Annotated in this window: 13 protein-coding genes; 5 read left to right on the plus strand and 8 right to left on the minus strand. The window is 53.9% G+C overall.

Translation table 11 applies throughout. From position 1 onward, the window contains the following. The 5 genes from M0651_RS14225 (at window position 1) to M0651_RS14245 (ending at window position 6673) form a co-directional block, all read left to right on the plus strand. Window positions 1–930 (plus strand): carbohydrate ABC transporter permease, encoded by a 930-nt coding sequence (locus M0651_RS14225; protein ID WP_248552411.1) that lies wholly within the window; start codon window positions 1–3, stop codon window positions 928–930. A 64-nt stretch (window positions 931–994) separates the two neighbouring features. Further along, window positions 995–2494, plus strand: a complete 1500-nt coding sequence (locus tag M0651_RS14230; protein WP_248552412.1) for an ABC transporter substrate-binding protein — start codon at window positions 995–997, stop codon at window positions 2492–2494. A 133-nt stretch (window positions 2495–2627) separates the two neighbouring features. After that, window positions 2628–4355 (plus strand): sensor histidine kinase, encoded by a 1728-nt coding sequence (locus M0651_RS14235; RefSeq protein ID WP_248552413.1) that lies wholly within the window; start codon window positions 2628–2630, stop codon window positions 4353–4355. A gap of 7 nt (window positions 4356–4362) precedes the next feature. Then, on the plus strand, window positions 4363–5118 hold the full coding sequence (locus tag M0651_RS14240; protein ID WP_248552414.1) for a response regulator transcription factor: 756 nt from the start codon (window positions 4363–4365) through the stop codon (window positions 5116–5118). A 34-nt stretch (window positions 5119–5152) separates the two neighbouring features. Continuing rightward, window positions 5153–6673: an ABC transporter substrate-binding protein gene (locus M0651_RS14245; RefSeq protein WP_248552415.1), complete on the plus strand. Its 1521-nt coding sequence runs from the start codon at window positions 5153–5155 to the stop codon at window positions 6671–6673. A 58-nt stretch (window positions 6674–6731) separates the two neighbouring features. Here the strand turns inward: M0651_RS14245 and M0651_RS14250 are convergent, their stop codons facing one another. The 8 genes from M0651_RS14250 to M0651_RS14285 all read right to left on the minus strand — a co-directional run bounded on the left by M0651_RS14250 (window position 6732) and on the right by M0651_RS14285 (window position 19776). Further along, window positions 6732–9797 (minus strand): endo-1,4-beta-xylanase, encoded by a 3066-nt coding sequence (locus M0651_RS14250; protein ID WP_248552416.1) that lies wholly within the window; start codon window positions 9795–9797, stop codon window positions 6732–6734. A 231-nt stretch (window positions 9798–10028) separates the two neighbouring features. Further along, the gene (locus tag M0651_RS14255) at window positions 10029–12284 is read right to left on the minus strand and encodes an FAD-dependent oxidoreductase (RefSeq protein WP_248552417.1); all 2256 of its coding nucleotides are present in this window, start codon (window positions 12282–12284) and stop codon (window positions 10029–10031) included. A 307-nt stretch (window positions 12285–12591) separates the two neighbouring features. Next, complete coding sequence (locus tag M0651_RS14260; protein WP_248552418.1) at window positions 12592–13419, minus strand: carbohydrate ABC transporter permease; 828 nt, start codon at window positions 13417–13419, stop codon at window positions 12592–12594. 19 nt (window positions 13420–13438) lie between these two features. After that, complete coding sequence (locus M0651_RS14265) at window positions 13439–14320, minus strand: carbohydrate ABC transporter permease (RefSeq protein ID WP_248552419.1); 882 nt, start codon at window positions 14318–14320, stop codon at window positions 13439–13441. Between the two features lie 221 nt (window positions 14321–14541). After that, a complete protein-coding gene (locus M0651_RS14270) occupies window positions 14542–15363 on the minus strand; it encodes a response regulator (protein WP_248552420.1) in 822 nt (273 codons plus the stop codon). A gap of 28 nt (window positions 15364–15391) precedes the next feature. Then, a complete protein-coding gene (locus M0651_RS14275) occupies window positions 15392–17167 on the minus strand; it encodes a sensor histidine kinase (RefSeq protein WP_248552421.1) in 1776 nt (591 codons plus the stop codon). Window positions 17168–17295: 128 nt separating this feature from the next. Continuing rightward, on the minus strand, window positions 17296–18333 hold the full coding sequence (locus M0651_RS14280; RefSeq protein WP_248552422.1) for an SGNH/GDSL hydrolase family protein: 1038 nt from the start codon (window positions 18331–18333) through the stop codon (window positions 17296–17298). 99 nt (window positions 18334–18432) lie between these two features. After that, on the minus strand, window positions 18433–19776 hold the full coding sequence (locus M0651_RS14285) for an ABC transporter substrate-binding protein (protein ID WP_248552423.1): 1344 nt from the start codon (window positions 19774–19776) through the stop codon (window positions 18433–18435). Window positions 19777–19797 lie beyond the last annotated feature (21 nt).

Raw genomic sequence — 19797 nt, forward strand, 5'->3', positions numbered from 1 at the left:
ATGGCAACAAGAACAGTTTACGAGAGCGGCCTGGATCGCTTTAATCGTCCAAGTAAAGGGGTGAATATACTCCTCCATCTCCTCTTCTTCTTCCTTGCGGTGATTTGTGTCCTGCCCATGCTCGTGGTCTTGTCCGTCTCGCTGTCCAGTGAAGACTCGATTCGGGAGAACGGTTATCACTTGATCCCAACGGCCTTCTCAGGGGATGCCTACGGGTATATCGCGAAGCAGGGAACGATGATCTTGCAGGCATTGGGGATCTCCGTCTTTGTCACGATCGTTGGAACCGTGTTGGGGATTCTGCTCACTACCTCGATGGGGTACGTTCTCTCTCGGCCGAACTATAAGTTGAAGGGGTTCCTGACGTGGGTCGTATTTATTCCAATGGTGTTCAACGGCGGGTTGGTCTCGAGCTACTACATCAATGCGAATTTGCTCGGGTTGAAAGATACCGTTTGGTCGCTGATTCTGCCGCTGGCGGTCTCCTCCTTTAACGTCATTATTTGTAAGACCTTCTTTAAAAGCACGATTCCGGACGGATTAATCGAATCCGCGGAAATCGATGGAGCAGGCCAGTTACGCATTTTCTTCTCCATCATTTTACCGATCTCCTTACCGGTCATCGCAACGATAGGTTTGTTCCTATGTTTTGGTTACTGGAATGACTGGTTCCAATCAATGTTGTACATCAACAATCAGGACCTGTATTCGTTGCAGGCACTGTTGAATAACTTGATGAGCAATGTGGACGCGCTGGCAAGAAACGCTTCAAGTTTGGGGATTAGTTATGCCGAGCTGGTTGCTACGATGCCTAAAGAATCCGCTCGTATGGCGGTGGCCATCGTGATTGTGCTCCCGGTCGCTTTTGCGTATCCCTTCTTCCAGCGATACTTCATCTCCGGCTTGACTGTAGGCGCAGTCAAAGGATAATCCGAAATAAACTGGGCTTGTCTCAGTTTATGTATATTAAGAACACAAAAGGGAGGAAATATCTATGAAAAGGTCTTTGAAGCTCATCTCTACCCTCTGTATTATGATGCTTCTCATGTCCGTTCTTGCCGCATGCGGTTCGAAGTCGAACACTCCGTCGGCGAACAACTCGCCAGACGCTTCGACGAACACTTCTACAGACACGCCGACAACTTCGGGGGAGATCCCGACATTGGTATGGTGGACGATCGGCGGCCAGGTTCCGGATAACTTCGAGAAGGCCATCGAAGCCATGAACGAATACACAGCCGAGAAAATCGGCGTGAAGATCGACATCAAGGTGGCAAGCTGGGGCGATTGGGATACGAAAATTAACACAATCGTAAACACGGGTGAACCTTTCGATATTCTCTTCACCAATGTCTCCAAATACAATCAGCAAGTGACTATCGGGGCGCTCGCGGACATCACCGATTTGGTGCAAAGCGAGACGCCGGAACTGTACAAGTTCATTCCGGAGAAAGTATGGGATGGAACGAGAATCGGCGGTAAACTTTATTCTGTGCCAACCTATAAGGACTCCTCGCTGACCCAATATTGGGTATTCGACCATAAGTATGTAGAGAAATACGGCATTGATTTGAACAACATCAAAACCCTGAAGGATCTGGATAAACCGTTCCACGACATGAAAGCCGGAGAGGGCAAGAGCTTCTATCCATTGCCGATGACGCAAGGCGACGGATTTAACGGATTCTTTAACCGGTATGACGATCTTGCGTTGGGATTCCCTCCGATTGGCGTGTCGGTGGATGACGCCTCCCGCAAGGTGGTATCCGTTCTGGAACAACAGGATGTCATGGACGAACTGAAGATTTTGCACCAATGGTATAAGGATGGCATTATCAATCCAGATGCTCCAACCAAGCCGGAAGCGGACAAAGGCCGCGCGTTCTTCAGTGCTCAAGGCTTCCCAGGGGCGGATATTACTTGGCAAATCAACGAGGGCGTCGAGAAGTACGACATGACGCAGGTTTACGGACCGCTCTACACAACGGCAACGATTCAAGGTTCCCTCAACGGAATTTCGGCCAATTCCAAGTATAAGAAGGAAGCTTTGAAGTACCTGGAACTGGTGAATACCGATCCGAAGCTTCGCAACATGTTGGCCTTTGGTGAAGAGGGCGTCGACTACGTGAAAGTGGACGGTGAGAAAGTCATTGAACGTATTTCCGATACTTGGCCGCTGGCTGGATATACGCAAGGGACCTTCTTCAATATGGCGACAACCAAGGGTGCTCCGGAAGATCAATGGTTACAAGTTCAGAAGCTGAATGAACAAGCGACCGCTTCGTCCTTGCTCGGGTTCTCGCTCGACACGACGAATCTGACTACTGAAGTTGCGAACGTGAAAGCGACGTGGGATAAATACCGTTATGAATTGCTCACAGGCGCATCCGATCCGGAGAAGATGGTACCGCAGATTATCGGAGAACTGAAGAAGGCGGGAATGGATACGATCATGCAAGCTGCACAAGAGCAGATCGATGCCTTCTTTAAATAAGAGTTAAGGCTGCACTCGATTGGCCCGGACGGAAGGGAGATCTACCGTTCGGGCTTTTCAATATGATGGTATAATGAGGACAGAGGATGGCATTGAATCAGCGCCGTAGAACACAAGGCAAAGGAGGCGCCGAATGGGGTCCTTTTGGCAGATAAAAATATACCGAAGTAAATTCATTGCCTATACGTTGTCTGTAGTGACCATCGGTTTGGCGCTGGGCATCATGACCTGTGCAGTTCTCATGTATCAGTGGATCGAAAGTGCTCGAGCTGAGGCGATCAGCACGTTTGCCCGAATCGAGAACGAGCTGCAGTATGATACCGATCGAATTGAAGCTTATATGCAGCGAATTTACTCGAATGATCGCCTGATGACGGATGTTCGCTTCTTTCTAGGCAACACCGCGGAAGGTTACCAGACGAGCAGGCTGCAGAATAGCCAATACAATGAACCGCTGGTCTCCTTTCCGGAAGATATGAGGGCTTTCTTACACAGCTCCATGAAGGGGGATCTGACCCAAGTCAGTCTGCATACCGAGTCCGACAGCAACGTGGTACGGTTTGATGACAACGGCAATCCCAGCTTCCTGTTTCGCGTTCCGAACACGGATGAGATCTTTCGCGAGGCGATGGAGAAGGGGTTTGTGTATCGTAAGAAATTGTCCGATCCCAACCAGATCTCTCGCCAAATTGGGGAGTTCCGCTTCTTGATCGGCAGTGATCCGTTGTTCAAGAAATTGCAAGGCTATAAGCTAGACATCGCCGCGGCCGTCAGCGATTCGGGTGAAGTGTATATGATCTCCGGTATGGACCATGGAACCAAGGAGATGGCGCTCAAAGCCACGGAGGAGAAGCGAAGCAGCGGATATTCCTCCTTGGGGGGGATGAAGAACGTGTTCTTCATGACCTTTACCTCCACCAAGTTTGATTACCGATTTGTATTTTTCGTAGACTTGTCTCACCTGATGCGCCAAAAGGCGGGCATCCTGGTTACCGTCGTAGGTATTGTTCTGTTGGCCATGATCAGCGTATTGCTGCTCATCGCCTACAATATGCGCGACGATGCGAGATTCCTGCGACACATCATCCATTCCATCAAACGTGTGAAGACGGCGGATTTTACATCGAGTTTCCCTGCTCCTTACCGGCGTAACGAATACGGCATGATTGCCCGCGAATTGGATGATATGGTGCATGAGCTGGATAAACATATTCGCACCGAATACTTGTTGAAATTGAAGCAGCAAGAAACTGAAATGAAAGCGCTTCAGCATCAGATCAATCCGCATTTTCTATACAATACCTTGGAGTCGATTCGCTCCACCGCTTTGCTTCACCGTGACGTTGACACGGCGGATGCCATTGCGACCTTAGGTTCGCTCTATCGCGATATCGTTCACAAAGATAATATTATTTCGATCGGGGAAGAGCTGGAGCTCTTGCAGAAGTTTCTGAGCATCATGGAGCTGAAGTATCCGGGACGGTTCTATTATCAGATCAATGTGGAGGAGGCGCTAATGCAGCTCCAGACGGTTAAATTCTGGATGCAACCTCTGGCCGAGAACTTCTTCGTTCATGGATTCAATTCAAGCAGTGAGTTCAATTTACTCGTCGTGAACGGTTGGGAAGAGGAAGGACGGTTCATCCTGGAATTTATGGATAACGGGAAATGTATACCTGAAGCGCGATTGGAAGAAGTGAGGCAACAGTTGAGCTGTCGTGATGATACGCCTGTACGTAGTATTGGTCTGCGGAATGTGCATACCCGGCTGCATTTTTTCTATGGTGAGGCCTTAACAATGGATATTGAGAATAATGAGGAAGCCGGAGTCAAGATTACCGTGAGGATCACAAAGGGGTGACTTCAGCATGTATAAGCTTCTGATCGTTGATGACGAACCGCAGATTCTGGAGGGCATGAAGCGAACCTTGGATTGGGGGGAATACGGCTTTCACCAAATCGAAACGAGCGAAACGAAAGAAGACGCGATCGCTAAATCCGTGGAATTATTGCCGGACATCGCCATCTTCGATGTATGTATCGGCCCTGATCTTGGGTATGAGATCATCCATCAGCTCAATGAGCTGCGACTCCCTACCCAATATATTATTATGAGCGGTTACAGTGAATTCGAATATGCCCAAGCGGCGATTCGCTGCGGCGTGAAGGACTATCTGCTGAAGCCCGTTGAGCGTTCCAAGCTGCAGAAGGTGATTGAGAAGATTATTGTGGAGGATTTGCAGGGGAACTTAAATGGAATCAGCAGGAAAGATAACACTACGGATCCGATCCTGGGAATTCCCTATGAGGAGTTATCCAAACTGACCAACCGAATCCTGCTTATGGTGAAGGCGGAATATGCCCAGAACATCACGTTGAAATCGGTGGCGGAGCGTTTTCGCATGAATAGTACGTACCTTGGGCAGTTGTTTTTGAAGGAAACCCACATGAAATTCTCGGAATATTTGATGGCTTACCGTATGCTTCAAGCCAAGGAGCGTATTCTCGCCACGAATGAGAAGATCTCCAGCATCGCCCAGTCCGTGGGATACCCCAATTTGAATTATTTTTACACGCATTTTCAAGGATATTATGGCATGTCCCCTTCGGATCTTCGGAAATAAAGCTAGTGCTCCACAGGGCGGAAAGGAGGATGGGATGCAGCGACGCTTGGTGTTTAATCGTTTGGTCCTATACGTGATGTTGACCGGCATGTTATCTCTGCTTGCTGCGGGCTGTTCGCCTTCCTCTGACAAAGGGGAAGCGATACCGCGCAAGGACATGGTCAATTTGGTCTACTATACGATCGGGGAGCCGGATCCGGACCTGAAGAAGGTGAATGACAAGATCAATGAAGTATTGGCTAAGAAGATCGGAATCACCATTACTTATATCAAGGTCGGATGGCAGGAATACGATAATCGCCTCAACACGATGTTATCGGCGGGAACGCCCTTCGATATCGCTTATGCCCCGGAGTTCACCACTTACGTGAAGCGTGGAGCTTGGCTGCGGCTGGATGACTATCTGTCCAGTACGGGCAAGGATATGTACGATGTGATTGACCCTATATTTTGGCAGGGCGTAAGGATGGACGATGGAGGAATTTATGGCGTACCCACCAATAAGGAATTGGCAGTCCGCCAACAGTGGATGTATCCGGAAGAGCTGGTGAAGAAGTATAACATCGATATTAACAAGTACAATACCCTGGAATCGCTTGAACCCTTGATGCGGATGATTAAGCAGAAGGAATTCGATTATTTGCCGATGGAGCTGGACAAGGATTCCCATAATTTCTTCGCTTTATATGGGTACGAGTACGTGATCGATAAAGAGCTCCCGTTAATGCTGCGGTCTTTAGATTCCAGATCTCAGGTCGTGAGTATCTTCGAAACCGAGGAAGCCCGGCGGGTGCTGGATACGCTTCGGCGATATTATCAGGCAGGCTACATCAACGAAGATGCGGCTTTGCGGGAGAGTCAGGAGCTGGAAAGAGGGAAGAAAGTGTTCTGGAAGGCTTCGAGCGGCGGCCCCCTCTCCGAGAATAGCTGGAGTAAGGATCGCGGCTACAAGATTGTAGCGAATCCCGTCACGACAGAGGTGGTCACAACCGAAGACGTGCGGGGAGGCGTCATGGCGGTCAGTTCGGATACGAAGTATCCGGTTGAATGTATTAAGTTCTTGAATCTGCTCAATACCGACCCTGAGGTGCGCAACCTGTTTAACTATGGGATCGAAGGCGTGCATTATACCTTGGACAAAAATGATCAAGTCGTGCTGATCCCGCCAAAGGACGCGGACGGTCACCCCGTATCCGACGTTTCGTCCAACTACATTGGAGTTACGTTTACCCAAGGCAATTGGTTCATCTTAAAGACGATGGGCGGCGAGAATCCGGAACCGTTAAATAAATGGGAGGAATTTCGCGCATCCAACGCTAGAGCCGTCAAATCAAGCACATTTGGGTTTACGCCGGATTTATCGATGATGCCGATTCAGATACAGAACATCAAGATGGTTTGGCAAAAATATTACCCGAGCCTCATGACCGGCAGCGTCGACGTAGACACGGAGCTTCCGAAGTTCAATGAGGAGCTGAAGCAGGCCGGCTTGGACGAGGTTCGGGCCGAGGTGCAGAAGCAGTTGGATGATTGGCGTGCTTCGAGTAAGCGATAACGCCGGAATAGAAGACGGCGGTGCAGGGGGAATCCCTGGCACCGCCGTTTTTGTGCGTCTATTTCTTCTTCCCTTTTGGGACTTGAACCGTAGTTTGAGCGGTCGTCTTGTTGCCAGCTTTGTCGGTAGCTTCGTAGGTGATCGTGTAAATTCTTCCGTTTCCTTTTCCCGATCGCTCCGCACGAAGCAGGAACTCTTTATCAGCCTTTCCGTAATCCGCGCCTTGGATGTCATTCGCTGTATCACCGTCGCCCAGCCCATTGTCGCTTTCGTTGCTGGTGATGGAGACCAGCTTGATCGAAGCGATACCGGAGTCCTTGTCGGTCGCTTTCCAAGTGACCTTGATCGGAACCATCTTGTGGTTCGGCGTCGAGAGAACAGCGGGGCTAGCGGTAATCTTCAAAACGGGCGGCGTCGTATCGACGTTTCCTTTTCCCGTCAAGGTCAAGATGCCATAGACAGAGGTGTCTTGATACCCGTTGCCGGTCGTATCGTTCCAGGCAGCCACGCTTTGACGAGCGCCGTCTTTGGCATCGTTGATCTGCACATCGAAGCCCACTTTTACGTTGTTCGCCGGGCTGACCGTTTTAAGCGGAATCTTCATTTCGACCGTATAGTTCGTACCGTCGACCTTGGTAGCCGATACGAAGCCTGTGGCGAGCTTCTCTGGATTAAAGCTGGCCTCATTCGCATAGTTCACGCGGAATTGACTATCGTCGTCTTGATAGAACGTGGTCTTGGCATTATTCTCGTCCAGGAATACCTCGACCGAATCCTGCTCCCATGCGTTGGGATTGTTCTTATCCAGCTGCGCGTCGTTGACTTGGATCAGGACGTACAGGTTGTGATCGTCCCAGAGCGCTTTGGCTGTGCCGGTTGCCCCTTGCCAAGCCGATTGGTAACGCTGGATTGGCATCGCCGGGGCTTTGCTCCAAACGGCATCCGCCGCCCCATCTACGGTAGGCGTACCATAGAAAGCGGTAGACTGGCTCGCTTCCGACACATCCGGTTGGTGTTCTTCAATGAACTTGGCGGGGTTAATCACGCCGTAATAAGCCGATTTGGCCTGAAGATTCTTATCAAAGAGCAACGGGTTGGAAGAAGAGCGCCAGCTAGTGCCGTCATCCAATCCCCAGAAGGTGACGCGGGCAATGTGATCCGCGTGGTCCTTGAAGATCTGCATCAATTGCGCGTACAAATAACCTTGCGCATTCGCCAGCTTCTCAGACAGCTGGTAGTTGCTGCCGGCCTGAATGTCCAGCTCCGTGATGCTGACTTCCACGCCCAAGGAGATGAATTTCTCCAGGGACAGTCGAACGTTCTCCGGGTTCGTGTTGACGTTATAGTGCGCCTGCATGCCGACGCCATCAATCAGCTTTTTGCCCGGATGGGTCAGCGCATATTTGTCATTCAAAGCTTTGACCATATTGTAGATCGCTTGGGCTTTGTTCTGGTTATCTTCGTTGTAATCGTTGTAATACAGCTTGATATCCCACTCTGGATGCCGGTCGAGTACTTCTCTGGCTGCCAGGAACGCTTGCTCGACGTAGTCGGCTCCGATCGCGGTCTTCCATGGAGCTTGCCGCAAGGACCCTTGCCAATCCGCCGGATTCCCGGGGTTATCATTCATCGCTTCGTTGACAACGTCCCAAGAAATCACCTTGTTGCCGAAATGCTCCATCACGGTTTGGATGTGGGTTCGCAGATTTACCAAGGCCTCTTCCCGGCTCAATGGGGCCGAGTTCCCCTGCGCATCGGTGGTCGTATTCATCCAAGCCGGCGATTGCTGATGCCATACCAATACGTGGCCATGCATTTGCATGCCTTCCGCCCGGACTTTATCGACCATGGCATCCGCCGCGGTAAACGTAAAGTTGCCTTTCGTCGGCTGCAGGCCGTCGGGTTTCATGGCGTTGCCGGCCGTGGCGACGTTATGGTGCATGCCGAGCAGCTCCAAGCGTACGCCTTCCAAATCCTCGGCCGAGATAGCGTTACCGATCAGGAAATCGTTTTGGTAAGCGGTTTTGAGCGGGACCAGGTCTTTTTGGATGGCGATCGGACCGGATCCGGTGCTTTCAAAACTCACGTCATCAATGTAAAAAGAAGCGGTCGCGTTATTCGAACTTTCCACGTAAATCGTCAAAAATTCGCCGCCTACGCTGTTATAACGGTAGGTTCCTTCAAACTGAACCCAATTGTCTCCGGTGCTGAGAGTCTTGGGGGAAAGGGCGACGTAATTCGCGCTGCTGCCTTCGCCGATTTGAGTAGACAGCTGGATTTGCGAGCTGGCGGGATCGATCAGCTTGACCCAGGCCGAAATCTTGTATTCGGCACCTTGGTCCACGTATTTCTCTACGCGCAGCGTTGGCCCGTGCCAGGTGTCGGTACGGCCTTCAACCTTGAGCGCATAGGAACCGCCCGGCGTATGGTTCGCCTCGTTCGTCACGGTCAGCGTTTCGGTACCTGCTCGGCCCGCGAAGCCGCCGGATTTTTGATCTTCAAAGGTGATCATAGAGAAAGGCAATGCCGGGTCTCTAGGCGGCTGTTCACCACCGCCGGAGCTGGCTTGCTCCGTGATGCGAATGTCTCCGATGTAGAAAGGAACCGCAGCACCTGCAGCATTAGAGTTGATGCGCAGCGCCTTGTCCGCGCTTGTATCTACAGTAAACTCCTTCGTGAGAGTCACGGCTTGGCCAGCGACATAATTCGCCTCGGCATAATTGCCATAGCTGTCAACGGTTTGAAGGGCGGCTTTGGCGTCAGCAGGCACGCTAACGGCGGCGTCCACGTATACGGTAACTTGGGCCGTATAGGTTTTGCCGTTCACCAGGCCGATGTCGCTAAACCGGAAGTCGGCTGCATCCCAGTTGTTTACCCGGTTACTGACGTATAATGTGCCTCCGTCCTCGTTACCGGTAAACGTCTTGCCGGTGACCGACGTCAGGGTCGCACCTCCCGATTGGCCCGCTTTGCCGATTCCGTTCGCGAAGTCCTCATGATACACCGTGACCGTGCCGTTCGGAGCTGAGGTGTCAGCCTTGGTTACCGAGGCCGGCCATCCTGCAGGCAGCAGCAAGACCGCGGCGATCAGCAGCATGAGGACACGTTTCATCGTTTGATTCATTCAAACACTCCCCTTTGATTTTGAATATGGCAGTTAAGCGCTTTCATTTTGCTTGAAGGTTCCTCCTTTCCTGCCTCAAATGATATCACTCCGCTGAGAAGCGCGGCTTTCTCTAAATTAAAGGGAATATCGTGGTTTTTTTAGAAGAAATGGAAAAAACGCCGCAAGCCGGCAAAACGTAAATTCGTTTGCCTCTTGCAGCGCTTGGACCTGGTTGTGAATTAGGTGCGCTTACTCATACACCCGAATCTCGATCACCTCTGCCTGCCGCGACCCACTTGTCTCTTCAACGACAAGCCGGATGGCTTTGACCGGAATGGCGGTTTCCAGGCGATGTACTCGTTTGCGCCAACGATTGCCGGTTTCCGTGATCAGCGTAATCCAGTTCCCGGCGGGATCCTGGGTCTCGAGCCGGTAGTTCTTGACCAACTCAGGGATGATCTCGAACGGCGTACGGTGATGGTGCAGATTGATCAGGTCCTCATTGACATCATCGTTAAAAATCAACTGAATTTCGCGGACGACTTGCTCGTTTTCCCATTCTAGCTCGACCCAAGGTTGGGCATCCCGGGCCATCGGCTCCGACAGCCAGAGATGCGGCCCGCCATACGGGCGCTTGTAGCCGTCCAGGATATGCTCGGGACGGTAGGCGTCCGTGGCGAAATCCGCGCGGAAGCAAAACGTTTTGCGCACCAGACGCTTCATGCTCCATTCCACAACGGGCTGGCTGTCGTCATGATCCTCCAGATCCTTCGAGACGCCGGCCGCCGTGCCCCGTTCGAAGGCAAGCAGTCCCGTCAGCGGCGTATGCGACAAGTACAATTGGACCAACGGATTACTTCGTATGATGACAAAAGCGTTCTGCGCTTCCTCCGGCGTCCAGACGAGCCGGACGGGAACCCATTGATCGTCTCCCTTGGTTACGGCGACGGTCGTTTGGGATTCGAGAGCGGCGGGCACGTAGTTTTCCGGCCGGCCGGTACTCCACACCTCGACGGTAAGCTCCGTATCTTGCGCCGCGTCCAGCCGCCATTCGATCGTTCCGGCGAGGCCGGGATCGGCCGGAAGCAGCAGGGCGACGTCGCGCTCCAGCGGATACGCCTCATCGGCCGATTCCGCCGCCAGCCGGGACAGGAAGGAGGAGGCGCTCAGCTTCGCGCTCCGGGCCAAGTCCGCGGCGTCTTCATTCGCGACGCCCAGCACGGAGGCGTCCTGCCGCAGCAACGTTTGCCGCAGCAGCGGGGTGTGCAGGCGCGACAGCTCCCGCGGCGCGATGCCCAGCTCCGCGCACAGCGCCGCGGCGGTCCCGGCGGCCTCGCCGATCGTGGCGCAGGTCGCCATGACCCGCGTCGTGCCGAACGCGACGTGCGTCGCGCTGATGTTGCGGCCCGCGAACAGCAGGTTGGACACGTTCGCGGAGTAGAGCGAGCGGAACGGGATATGGTAGTTCCCGTCCGCGTGCAGATGTTTCGAGCCGCTCTCCGTGGCGTACATCCCTTGCGGCGGATGCAGGTCGATCGACCAGCCGCCGAACGCGACCCGGTCCTCGAACGGCTCCTGCGCGAGAATGTCGTTCTGGGTCAGCGTGTAGTCGCCGAGAAAGCGGCGATATTCCCGCTTGCCGGGGATCGAGCCGACCCATTCCAGGGTCATGTGGTCGGCATCGAACTGTCCGGAATTTTTGATGTAATCCCAAATTCCGTAGATGACGGCCGACAACTCGTCGCGGATGCGTTCGTTGTCATGCACGGTGTCCAGCTCGCCGCCCCATTCAATCCACCAGTAGTGGCAGCCCGAGTCGCCGCTGCGGATCACGCGCTTGAGCGGGATCGGGGTCTGCGTAATATCTTTGGCGAAGGACGGCGGGACGAATTTCACCGGGTGCCCGGCGTCCTTCGTGTAGAACAGCAGCGTGCTGCCGAGCGTGATGTCGTCGGCGACCTCGGGCGCCCAGGCTTCGCCGAATTCGTGCCGGGCCTCCCGGCCGAGCCGGTATTTGGCGCCGGCCAGGAACCCGACCAGCCCGTCCCCGGTGCAGTCGAGGAAGATCGGGCTCTCGAAGCGGATACGCCGCTCCGAGCCCATCATCCAGCCGGTGACGGACCGGATCTGCCGCGCCTCCTCTTCGCCGTCCGCCTCGACCTCGTGCACGTCGGTGTTCAGGTATAACGAGAGGTTCGGCTCGGTCAGCACCGTTTCCAGCACGACCATATCCCAGAGATAGGGATTGCCGTCGGGATTGCGGTACTGGTTCTCCACGAACATTTCGCCCATGATCCCGGTCTCGCGAGCGTACCGGTTCGTGCCGTGAGCGGTCGCTCCGCAGACCCAGACGCGCACCTCGCTACTGGAATTGCCGCCGAGCACCGGGCGGTTCTGTACGAGCGCCACCTTGCGCCCGAGCCTGGCCGCCGCCACGGCGGCGCAAACGCCGGCCAATCCTCCGCCGACGACCGTAATATCGCTGCGTATGGTTTCGTTTCTCATGCTTCTTCATGCTCCTTTCGCTAATGAAGGGTTTAGAATGCTTTTGGTGTTTAGGGTGACACTCGAAAAGTTGTACTTTGTGCAGCATTTTCCCCGTGAAAAGGTTGGAGCTATCGCAGTATGTTGTAAAAACTGCAACATTTCTCAGCTCAACGGCTCATATCGAGCCCAAATGTTGTACTAAATGCAACATTCCGGCCAAACCTGCCGTAATAAGCGCAGTAATGTTGTAGAATCTACAACATTTCCGTAAACTAACGACTCCCCACACCGCCGCCCATCCAGCGAGCAAAGGGGGCACCTCGCCTCACCCCTTCACCGCCGAGCTGGCTACGCCTTCGATAATGTACCGCTGGCCGATCAGGAAAACGACGATCATCGGGATAATGCCGGCGGCGGCAGCGGCCATCATGCCGTTGTAATCCACGGTGTTTTCCAGGATGAAGTTTTGCAGGCCAAGCGGAACGGTAAACAGTTTATGGTCGATCAGGAAGACCAGCGCGTTCTCGTAATCGTTCCAATGCCAGGAGAAGTCGATGATCGCCAAGGTCGCAAGCGACGGCTTGGCCATCGGCAGAACGATGCGGGAGAAGATGCGGAAATGGCCCGCCCCGTCGATAAACGCCGCTTCGGAAATTTCCGCCGGCACGGAGAGGAAGAACTGCCGCATCATAAATACGCCGAAGATCGTGAACATGCCGGGCAAAATCAGCGCCCAATGCGTGTTGAATATCCCGACCCAGTCGAACATGATGAATTTCGGCACGAACAGTACTTGCGGCGGGACCATCATCATCGAGAGGTAAATGAGGAACATCGCGTTCCGTCCCTTGAACTCGATGCGGGAGAACCCGTAAGCGGCGAGGGACGAGAGCAGGACGGCCCCCGCCGTGCTGATGACGGCGACCTTCAGCGAGTTGGCGTAATACTGCACGAAGCTGTTGTCGCCGGACCAGATTTTGACGTGATGGCTCCAATTGAAATGGGCCGGAATCCACCGGATCGGATATTCGAACACCTCTGCGGGCGTCTTAAACGAAGTGCTGATCATCCAGAGGAAAGGAACGATCATCACGATGCTGAAGAACAACATGACAACGGTTAGGATCGTTTTGCGGATCATGGCTTTAGACATGTCGGTTTTCCTCCTCCTTTTAGTAGTGGACCCAGCGTTTTTGACCCAGCCACTGGACGATGGTGAAGATCAGGATAATAGCGAACAACGCCCAGGAAATCGTGGAGGCGTAGCCCATTTCGTAATAGCGGAAGGCGTTCTGGTAAATGAACAGCGACAAAACGGTGGTGCTGTTGCCCGGGCCGCCTTGGGTAATCGCCTGAATGATCCCGAAATGCTTGATCGACATAATGAGGCCGGTAATCAGCAGCAGGAACGTGGTGGGGCTAACGAGAGGCCACAAAATGCTGCGGATCATCTGCCAGGTCCGTGCACCGTCGATCTTGGCGGCTTCCAGCAGTTCGCCGGACACTTCTTGCAGCGCGGCCAAATAGATGATCATGTTGTAGCCGAGCATAAACCAGATCCAGATGATGTCGATCGCGTACATCGAGGATTCCGTCGTCGACAACCAGCCGGGGGGATGGGCGATGCCGATCGACCGCAGGATTCCGTTAATCGGCCCGTTGTTCGGGCTGAACAGCAGCATCCACACGAACGCCACGGCGACGCCGCTGGTAATGTAGGGCATGAAGTACAGCGCGCGAAGCAGGTTCTTCAAATAGACGGAACGGTTCAAGATGACGGCCACCACGAAGGCCAGCGCGATCGAGACAGGGACGGACACCAGGAACAGCAACGTGTTTTTGATTGCGATATAAAAAACCTCATCCCCGAGCATCCGTTGAATATTAGCGAGTCCGACAAATTTCGTGTCCGGGCTCATGAATTTGTAATCCGTAAACATGAGGTAAAACGAATAGAGGGCAGGCAGGATAAAAAACAGGATCACGCCGATCATGTTCGGCCCGATAAACAGATAGCCGAGATACTGCTGCCGTTTCATCCAGGAACTTCTCACGCGGGTCTCACTCCTTAACGTCGTTTGCTTGCAACTCCAGCATATCAATCGGGGCTTAGGCGGTTAAGGAACAAAACCCCCGACTTGATGCTACAGAAATACGCAATTTCAGGGCTGGGGCGAGCGGACCGGATCATAGTTTTGTTCTATTGCAAGTGCATGCTTACGTGAAAAAAACAGCGGCACTCCACTGGAGCACCGCTAACCGCGAAAGGGAAAGTTTATGAGGATACGGCCGTTTCGGAAGGTCTTCCCGTTTTGGCTGTTTGCCGGTATTGACTGGGCGTTTGGCCCGTCAGCCGTTTGAAGATTTTGATGAAGTAGTTGTCGTTCAGGAAGCCAACGCGATGGCCTACCTCGTACACGGGCAAATCCGAATGGCGGAGATAATGGATCGCATGGTTGACCCGCACCTGATGCAGATAATGGATCAACGTGTGTCCGGTTTTCTTCTTGAACAAGGTGCTGACGTAGTTCTCGCCCATCATCACGAGCTGAGACATCGATTTGACGGTAATGTCCTCCGCGTAATGGGCATGAATGTATTGCAGAATCTTCTGGATTTCCGGATGGGAGGTGACCTCCTCATGGAGAAGGGGCGGCGCTCCCGGAGGGCGATCCGCCGCCGCCTCGGCAGGCAGGGTTCCGGAGGCTTGCGGTTCCCGGCTAAGCAACTCGCCGCGGATCTTCCGCAGCGTATCCCGCAGCGAGTTCACGCTCATGGACAACTTCAGGATATAGTTTGAAGCCCCGTATTCCATCGCCTGCCGCACGTATTCGAAATCGCTCATGCACGTCAGCATGACGAACCGGGAGTCGTGTCCCTCGGCCCGGGTCTGCTTCAACAGTTCAACGCCGTCCATGTCCGGCATGATGATGTCGGTAATCACGAGATCGGGTTCTTCCCGCCGGATGAATTCGAGCGCTTCCGTGCCGGTTCCGGCCTCTCCGCAGACGGTAAACCCAAGCTCTTCCCAGGCGATGATCTCCCGCACGGATTCCCGTACGAAGACTTCGTCTTCTACCAGCAACACTTTCCACATGATCAACAACCTCCCGTTGCAAAGATGATTAAGCCGGATGCTCGGACCCGTAAGGCGTGGACAGCAGGAACGGGATCGCGAACCGCACGGTGACGCCCTGCTCGGACGACAGCACTTCCATGGTGCCTTGATCGCGGAACAGGAGCCGGAGTCTTTCCTTGACGTTGCTTAGCCCGATGCCTGGACGTTTGCGCTCGGCCTGGTTTTTTCGCGAGGGGTCCATCCCCACCCCGTTATCCTTAACCTCGACGATCAGTCGGTCCGAGTCCTCCAGGTACACGCGGAGATGGATGAACCCTTGACCGCGCAAAGGGGCGATGCCATGGATGATGGCGTTCTCCACCAGCGGCTGTAGGCTGAGTTTCGGTACCAGCGCGAATAGAATATGGTCTTCGTATTGATACGTGACGTCGAATTTATGGGAATAGCGGACCTGCTGGATGTGCACATAAGCCTGCACCAGCTCGATCTCGTCCTTCAGATAAATAAGGTCCTTCTCGGTATTCAAACTGGCTTCCAGCAGTTTACCGAGGGACAAGGTCATGTTCGTAATCTCGTCGTTATGCTGACGGATCGCGATCCATTTGATCGTGTTCAGCGTGTTCAACAGGAAGTGGGGGTTCGTCTGGGCCAACAGCATCTGGAAATGGACCGCTTCCTTCTGGCGTTCTTCGGCGTTCAGCTTCTGGATCAGGAGATTGGTGTCGTCCAGCATCGTATTGAAGGTGCGCGTCAGGTCCAGGACTTCGCCATGGAATTTGTGCTCCGGCAGGCGGATTTTCAGGTTCTTCTGAACGGCGGCTTTCATCTTGGCCTGCAGATGGGATAAAGGACGGGTAATCGTCGTCGAAATGACGAAGGTCATGATCAGGAAGACGCCCATCAGCGCGAAGAAGGTCACGAAATATTGACGCTTCAGCCCTTCGATCTCCACGAACAACACGGACAGCGGGATGCGGTTGACGATATACCAGTCCAACGACTCGACGTAAATGTAATTAATGAAGGAGTTGGAATCCTTGTCGATAAAATACTGCTTCCCCGGTTGGTTGGCGATCTCCGCTTTCACCTTTTTCGGCAGCGCCGTATCCGGAACCGACTGGGAGATGTCCTCTCCCGCGCTCGTCATGATAAAATACTGCTGCTGCAAATCCGATTGCTTGTGAATGGTTCGCAGCCAAGACGAGTAATCGATGCTGATGCGGGCTAATCCATAGGGAGTATTCCGGCTGTCTTCCAAATACGCGTAGAGGGACAGCAAATACGTACTAGTCGAGACGTCCCGCAGGACGTAGTTCGGATCATTGGGCACCCAATGGTAGGAACTTGCGTTCATGAGCTCCTTGCTGAAGCCCGGCAGGCTTCGCAGCTTGTCGTAGGCCAACGGTTCCTTGGGCAGATACGAGGTGTATGCGTTTTCATTTAGGTCCAGGATCAAGAAATACACCGAAGGATTATACAGGAAGAAGCTATTGTTGAGATTGTTGAAAATACTCTCCATCTGCCGTTTGTTCTCCAGCTCATCGTGCTGTTCGGGATAGCGAAGGACGGATTTGACCGTGTCTTCCTGCTTCAGGAAGATCAACGTTTTGAAGGCGATGCCGATCTGGTCCTCCAGCGTCCGGTACATTTGCTCCAGTTGGGAGTGGCTTTGTTGGCTGATTTTTTGCTGGACCAAGGTTTCGATGCGTTGGTAATTGTACAAATTCAGGGCGCTGAAGGGGAGAATGATCAGACAGACGAACGCCATGAACAGACGATATTTCAGCTTCTGCGGGATCAGGTATCGCAGCAGTTTGGACATGCGGAACGCCCCCAATATGGTGTAACCGGTGTTTGTGTCCATTATATCACACGCCTAATCCCGCAAACGCCTTCTCGAAAATTGCATAGTTTTGTATCAATCATGCAAAGATTTGTTCTATTCCGATGTCATAAGCGCCGGCTTTGAAGCAACGGCCCCATGAAAGCCGCCAGCCGCTCGCCGATGCGGACCATGCCGAAATTGCCGGGATGCAGCAGGTCGTGGGACAAGCCCCGCCAGTCATCGAGAAGCTCCTGCCCGTCAACGTAATGGACCTGGGGTTGCCCGGAGCATCGCACGATGTCGCGCAGCGCGTCCCGATACTCCCGGCTGGCGGCGTTGACCTCTCTCTCCGGCCAGGCCCAGCCCAAATCGGCGAAGCTCGGGAACAAGCCGATGCAAACGAGCGGTTTGTCCGGGTGGGCCTTGGCGATGGTCTGCACCATATAGGCGGCCTTTGCTTTGAACTCCTCGGCAGATATGCCTTGATTCAGCATGTTGATCGAAAGGCATAACGAAGCGATGGCCCAATCGTTCCTTGCGGCGATATGGTCGGCCATCTCTGGTTCGCAGAACGCGGCCCCCGGCATGCCCAGGTTGATCGGATCCAGCCCTAACCGCCAGGCCGTTTGGCTGACGTAGGAAAGGTCCGGCGTCGAAGCCGAGATGCCGAACGTAATCGACGTGCCGTAGGCCAAGTATTTGAGGGCGGGCTTCTCATGCGGTTGCGGTGGGCGGACCCTGCCGCTCGGAAGGTCGATCAAGTGAACCTCGAATCCCTGCAGCACGATCCGCCAGATCGGGCCATACGCGGAGCGGGGGACTTCCCCGCGCCAAGGCGCCGCGAACTGGAACATCGGCTCCCGTTCTTGAAGGTGGATCGTCGTTGGCGCCTCGCCGAGGCGTACGTCCTCCACCCAGTAATCGCCGTAATATACCTGGGCTAGGCTGATGCCGCCATAGCTGGCGAGCGTCACGGGCACTGCCATGCCCTCCTCTGCGCCAAACCGGATTTCGATGGCGGATGCCCGGCGGATTTGCTCTTGCCCCTTCTCCAACAGCCCGGTCCGTACCGATTCGGGTACCCGCTGCAGCAGCAGCCCGGGACGGCCCTCCACGGGGACGAGTTCCGCGACGTTATGGAATTCGGCATTGCCGTACAACATGTTGCCTGCCTCCTTAGTCCTTATGAAAAATGCCAAAAGAGGAGAAGGCCGCCTTAGGATGCGGCAACGTTCCTCCTCTTTATTTTGAAACTGGCGCGTTTATTGGTTTTGTTTCAAAAAGGTGTTATGCCGGGCGACCATAGCTTCGATCGTCTGGTCAAGCGTTTGGGCACCGAGGAAATACTTCTCGTATTCCTGGGCACGCAGGTCCATGACTTCCTGCGGGAGGCTGCGCACGTAAGTCGGCGTCGTGTTGTCGAACATGACGTACATCAACGAGTCGAGATCGTACGTATCGCGTTTGTCGCCCAGCAAGCTGTTTAACGCGTCGTCTTGGTTGGCGTCCTTGGAGGCGGGCAATCTTCCGCCTGCGGCCATCGGGGCCATGCCGCCGTCCGAATACCATTTCAGGAATTCCCAGGCTTCCGCCTGATGTTTGGATTTGGCGTTAATGGAAATATAGTCGCCCAGCCCGCCGCGGGTCACGTATTGATCGGCGCTGTCCACCAGCCTTGGTACCGGTGCGAAAGCGATGGTGAAATCGCGCGGGAAATCCGTGAAGTTGTTCGAGCTGCGCAGCAGCCAGGCGCCGATATTGAGCATCGGCACTTCGCCGCTCAGGAATACCTGTTCGACCGGCATTTTGGACGTGAGCTGCTCGCCGAGCGGTGGCGTCGTTTTGTCTTCCTTCATCATCGTGTTTAGCGTTTCCAGCCATTTGGTCACGAGCGGATGGTCCAGGTTGGATGTGCCGTCCGCCTTGGTGTAACCCTCTTGGGATAACACGGAGTCGATCGGGTCTACGAAAGGCTCCATATTTTGAATGAACCCGTATTGGTTGCTGCCCTTCAACTTCTTGGCGTATTCGCGCAATTCATCCCAGGTCCAGTCCTTGGGGACCGGCAAACCCGCCGCATCCAAGGCTTCCTTGTTCATCGCGATGAAGAAAGGGCTTTTCGTGGTCGGCACGCCGTAGTATTTGCCGTCGATTTTCCAGCTGGCTGCGTCCCCGCCCATTTTCTCGTCGATGTTGTAATCCGTGAATTGACTCAGATCCAGGGCCAATCCCGAATCCTTGCGCTTGGAGGCTTGCGAAATCGTGTAGTTGACGAACAAATCGACGTCTTGACCGGTGATCATCGCCGTATCCAGCTTCAAATTGCCGTCATCGTCATTCACGAAGCGGACATATTCGATTTGAACGTCGGGATGCTCTTTGTTCCAGTTGTCGATCACTTCCTGCGGCCCCGACTCCGGCGGAACGCCGCCCCACATGGTTAACTTGACCGGGCTTTTGGCCGTCTCCGCGCCTCCGTTGCTAGCGCTTTCATTCTTGGCGGCGGAAGAGCCGTTGCCATTGCCGTTCCCCCCGCAGCCCGCCAAGAGGCCTGTCAACAGTACAAGCGCCGCAGCCCCGGCGATCCAACGTTTTTTCTTATTCACAATTGACACCCTCCCTAAGCA

This window comes from Paenibacillus mellifer (genome assembly GCF_023195895.1).
Classification (GTDB): domain Bacteria; phylum Bacillota; class Bacilli; order Paenibacillales; family Paenibacillaceae; genus Fontibacillus; species Fontibacillus mellifer.

Coding starts and splice junctions, on each gene's coding strand:
- M0651_RS14225 (WP_248552411.1), top strand. CDS start 1: ATGGCAACAAGAACAGTTTACGAGAGCGGCCTGGATCGCTTTAATCGT.
- M0651_RS14230 (WP_248552412.1), top strand. CDS start 995: ATGAAAAGGTCTTTGAAGCTCATCTCTACCCTCTGTATTATGATGCTT.
- M0651_RS14235 (WP_248552413.1), top strand. CDS start 2,628: ATGGGGTCCTTTTGGCAGATAAAAATATACCGAAGTAAATTCATTGCC.
- M0651_RS14240 (WP_248552414.1), top strand. CDS start 4,363: ATGTATAAGCTTCTGATCGTTGATGACGAACCGCAGATTCTGGAGGGC.
- M0651_RS14245 (WP_248552415.1), top strand. CDS start 5,153: ATGCAGCGACGCTTGGTGTTTAATCGTTTGGTCCTATACGTGATGTTG.
- M0651_RS14250 (WP_248552416.1), bottom strand. CDS start 9,797: ATGAATCAAACGATGAAACGTGTCCTCATGCTGCTGATCGCCGCGGTC.
- M0651_RS14255 (WP_248552417.1), bottom strand. CDS start 12,284: ATGAGAAACGAAACCATACGCAGCGATATTACGGTCGTCGGCGGAGGA.
- M0651_RS14260 (WP_248552418.1), bottom strand. CDS start 13,419: ATGTCTAAAGCCATGATCCGCAAAACGATCCTAACCGTTGTCATGTTG.
- M0651_RS14270 (WP_248552420.1), bottom strand. CDS start 15,363: ATGTGGAAAGTGTTGCTGGTAGAAGACGAAGTCTTCGTACGGGAATCC.
- M0651_RS14275 (WP_248552421.1), bottom strand. CDS start 17,167: ATGTCCAAACTGCTGCGATACCTGATCCCGCAGAAGCTGAAATATCGT.
- M0651_RS14280 (WP_248552422.1), bottom strand. CDS start 18,333: ATGTTGTACGGCAATGCCGAATTCCATAACGTCGCGGAACTCGTCCCC.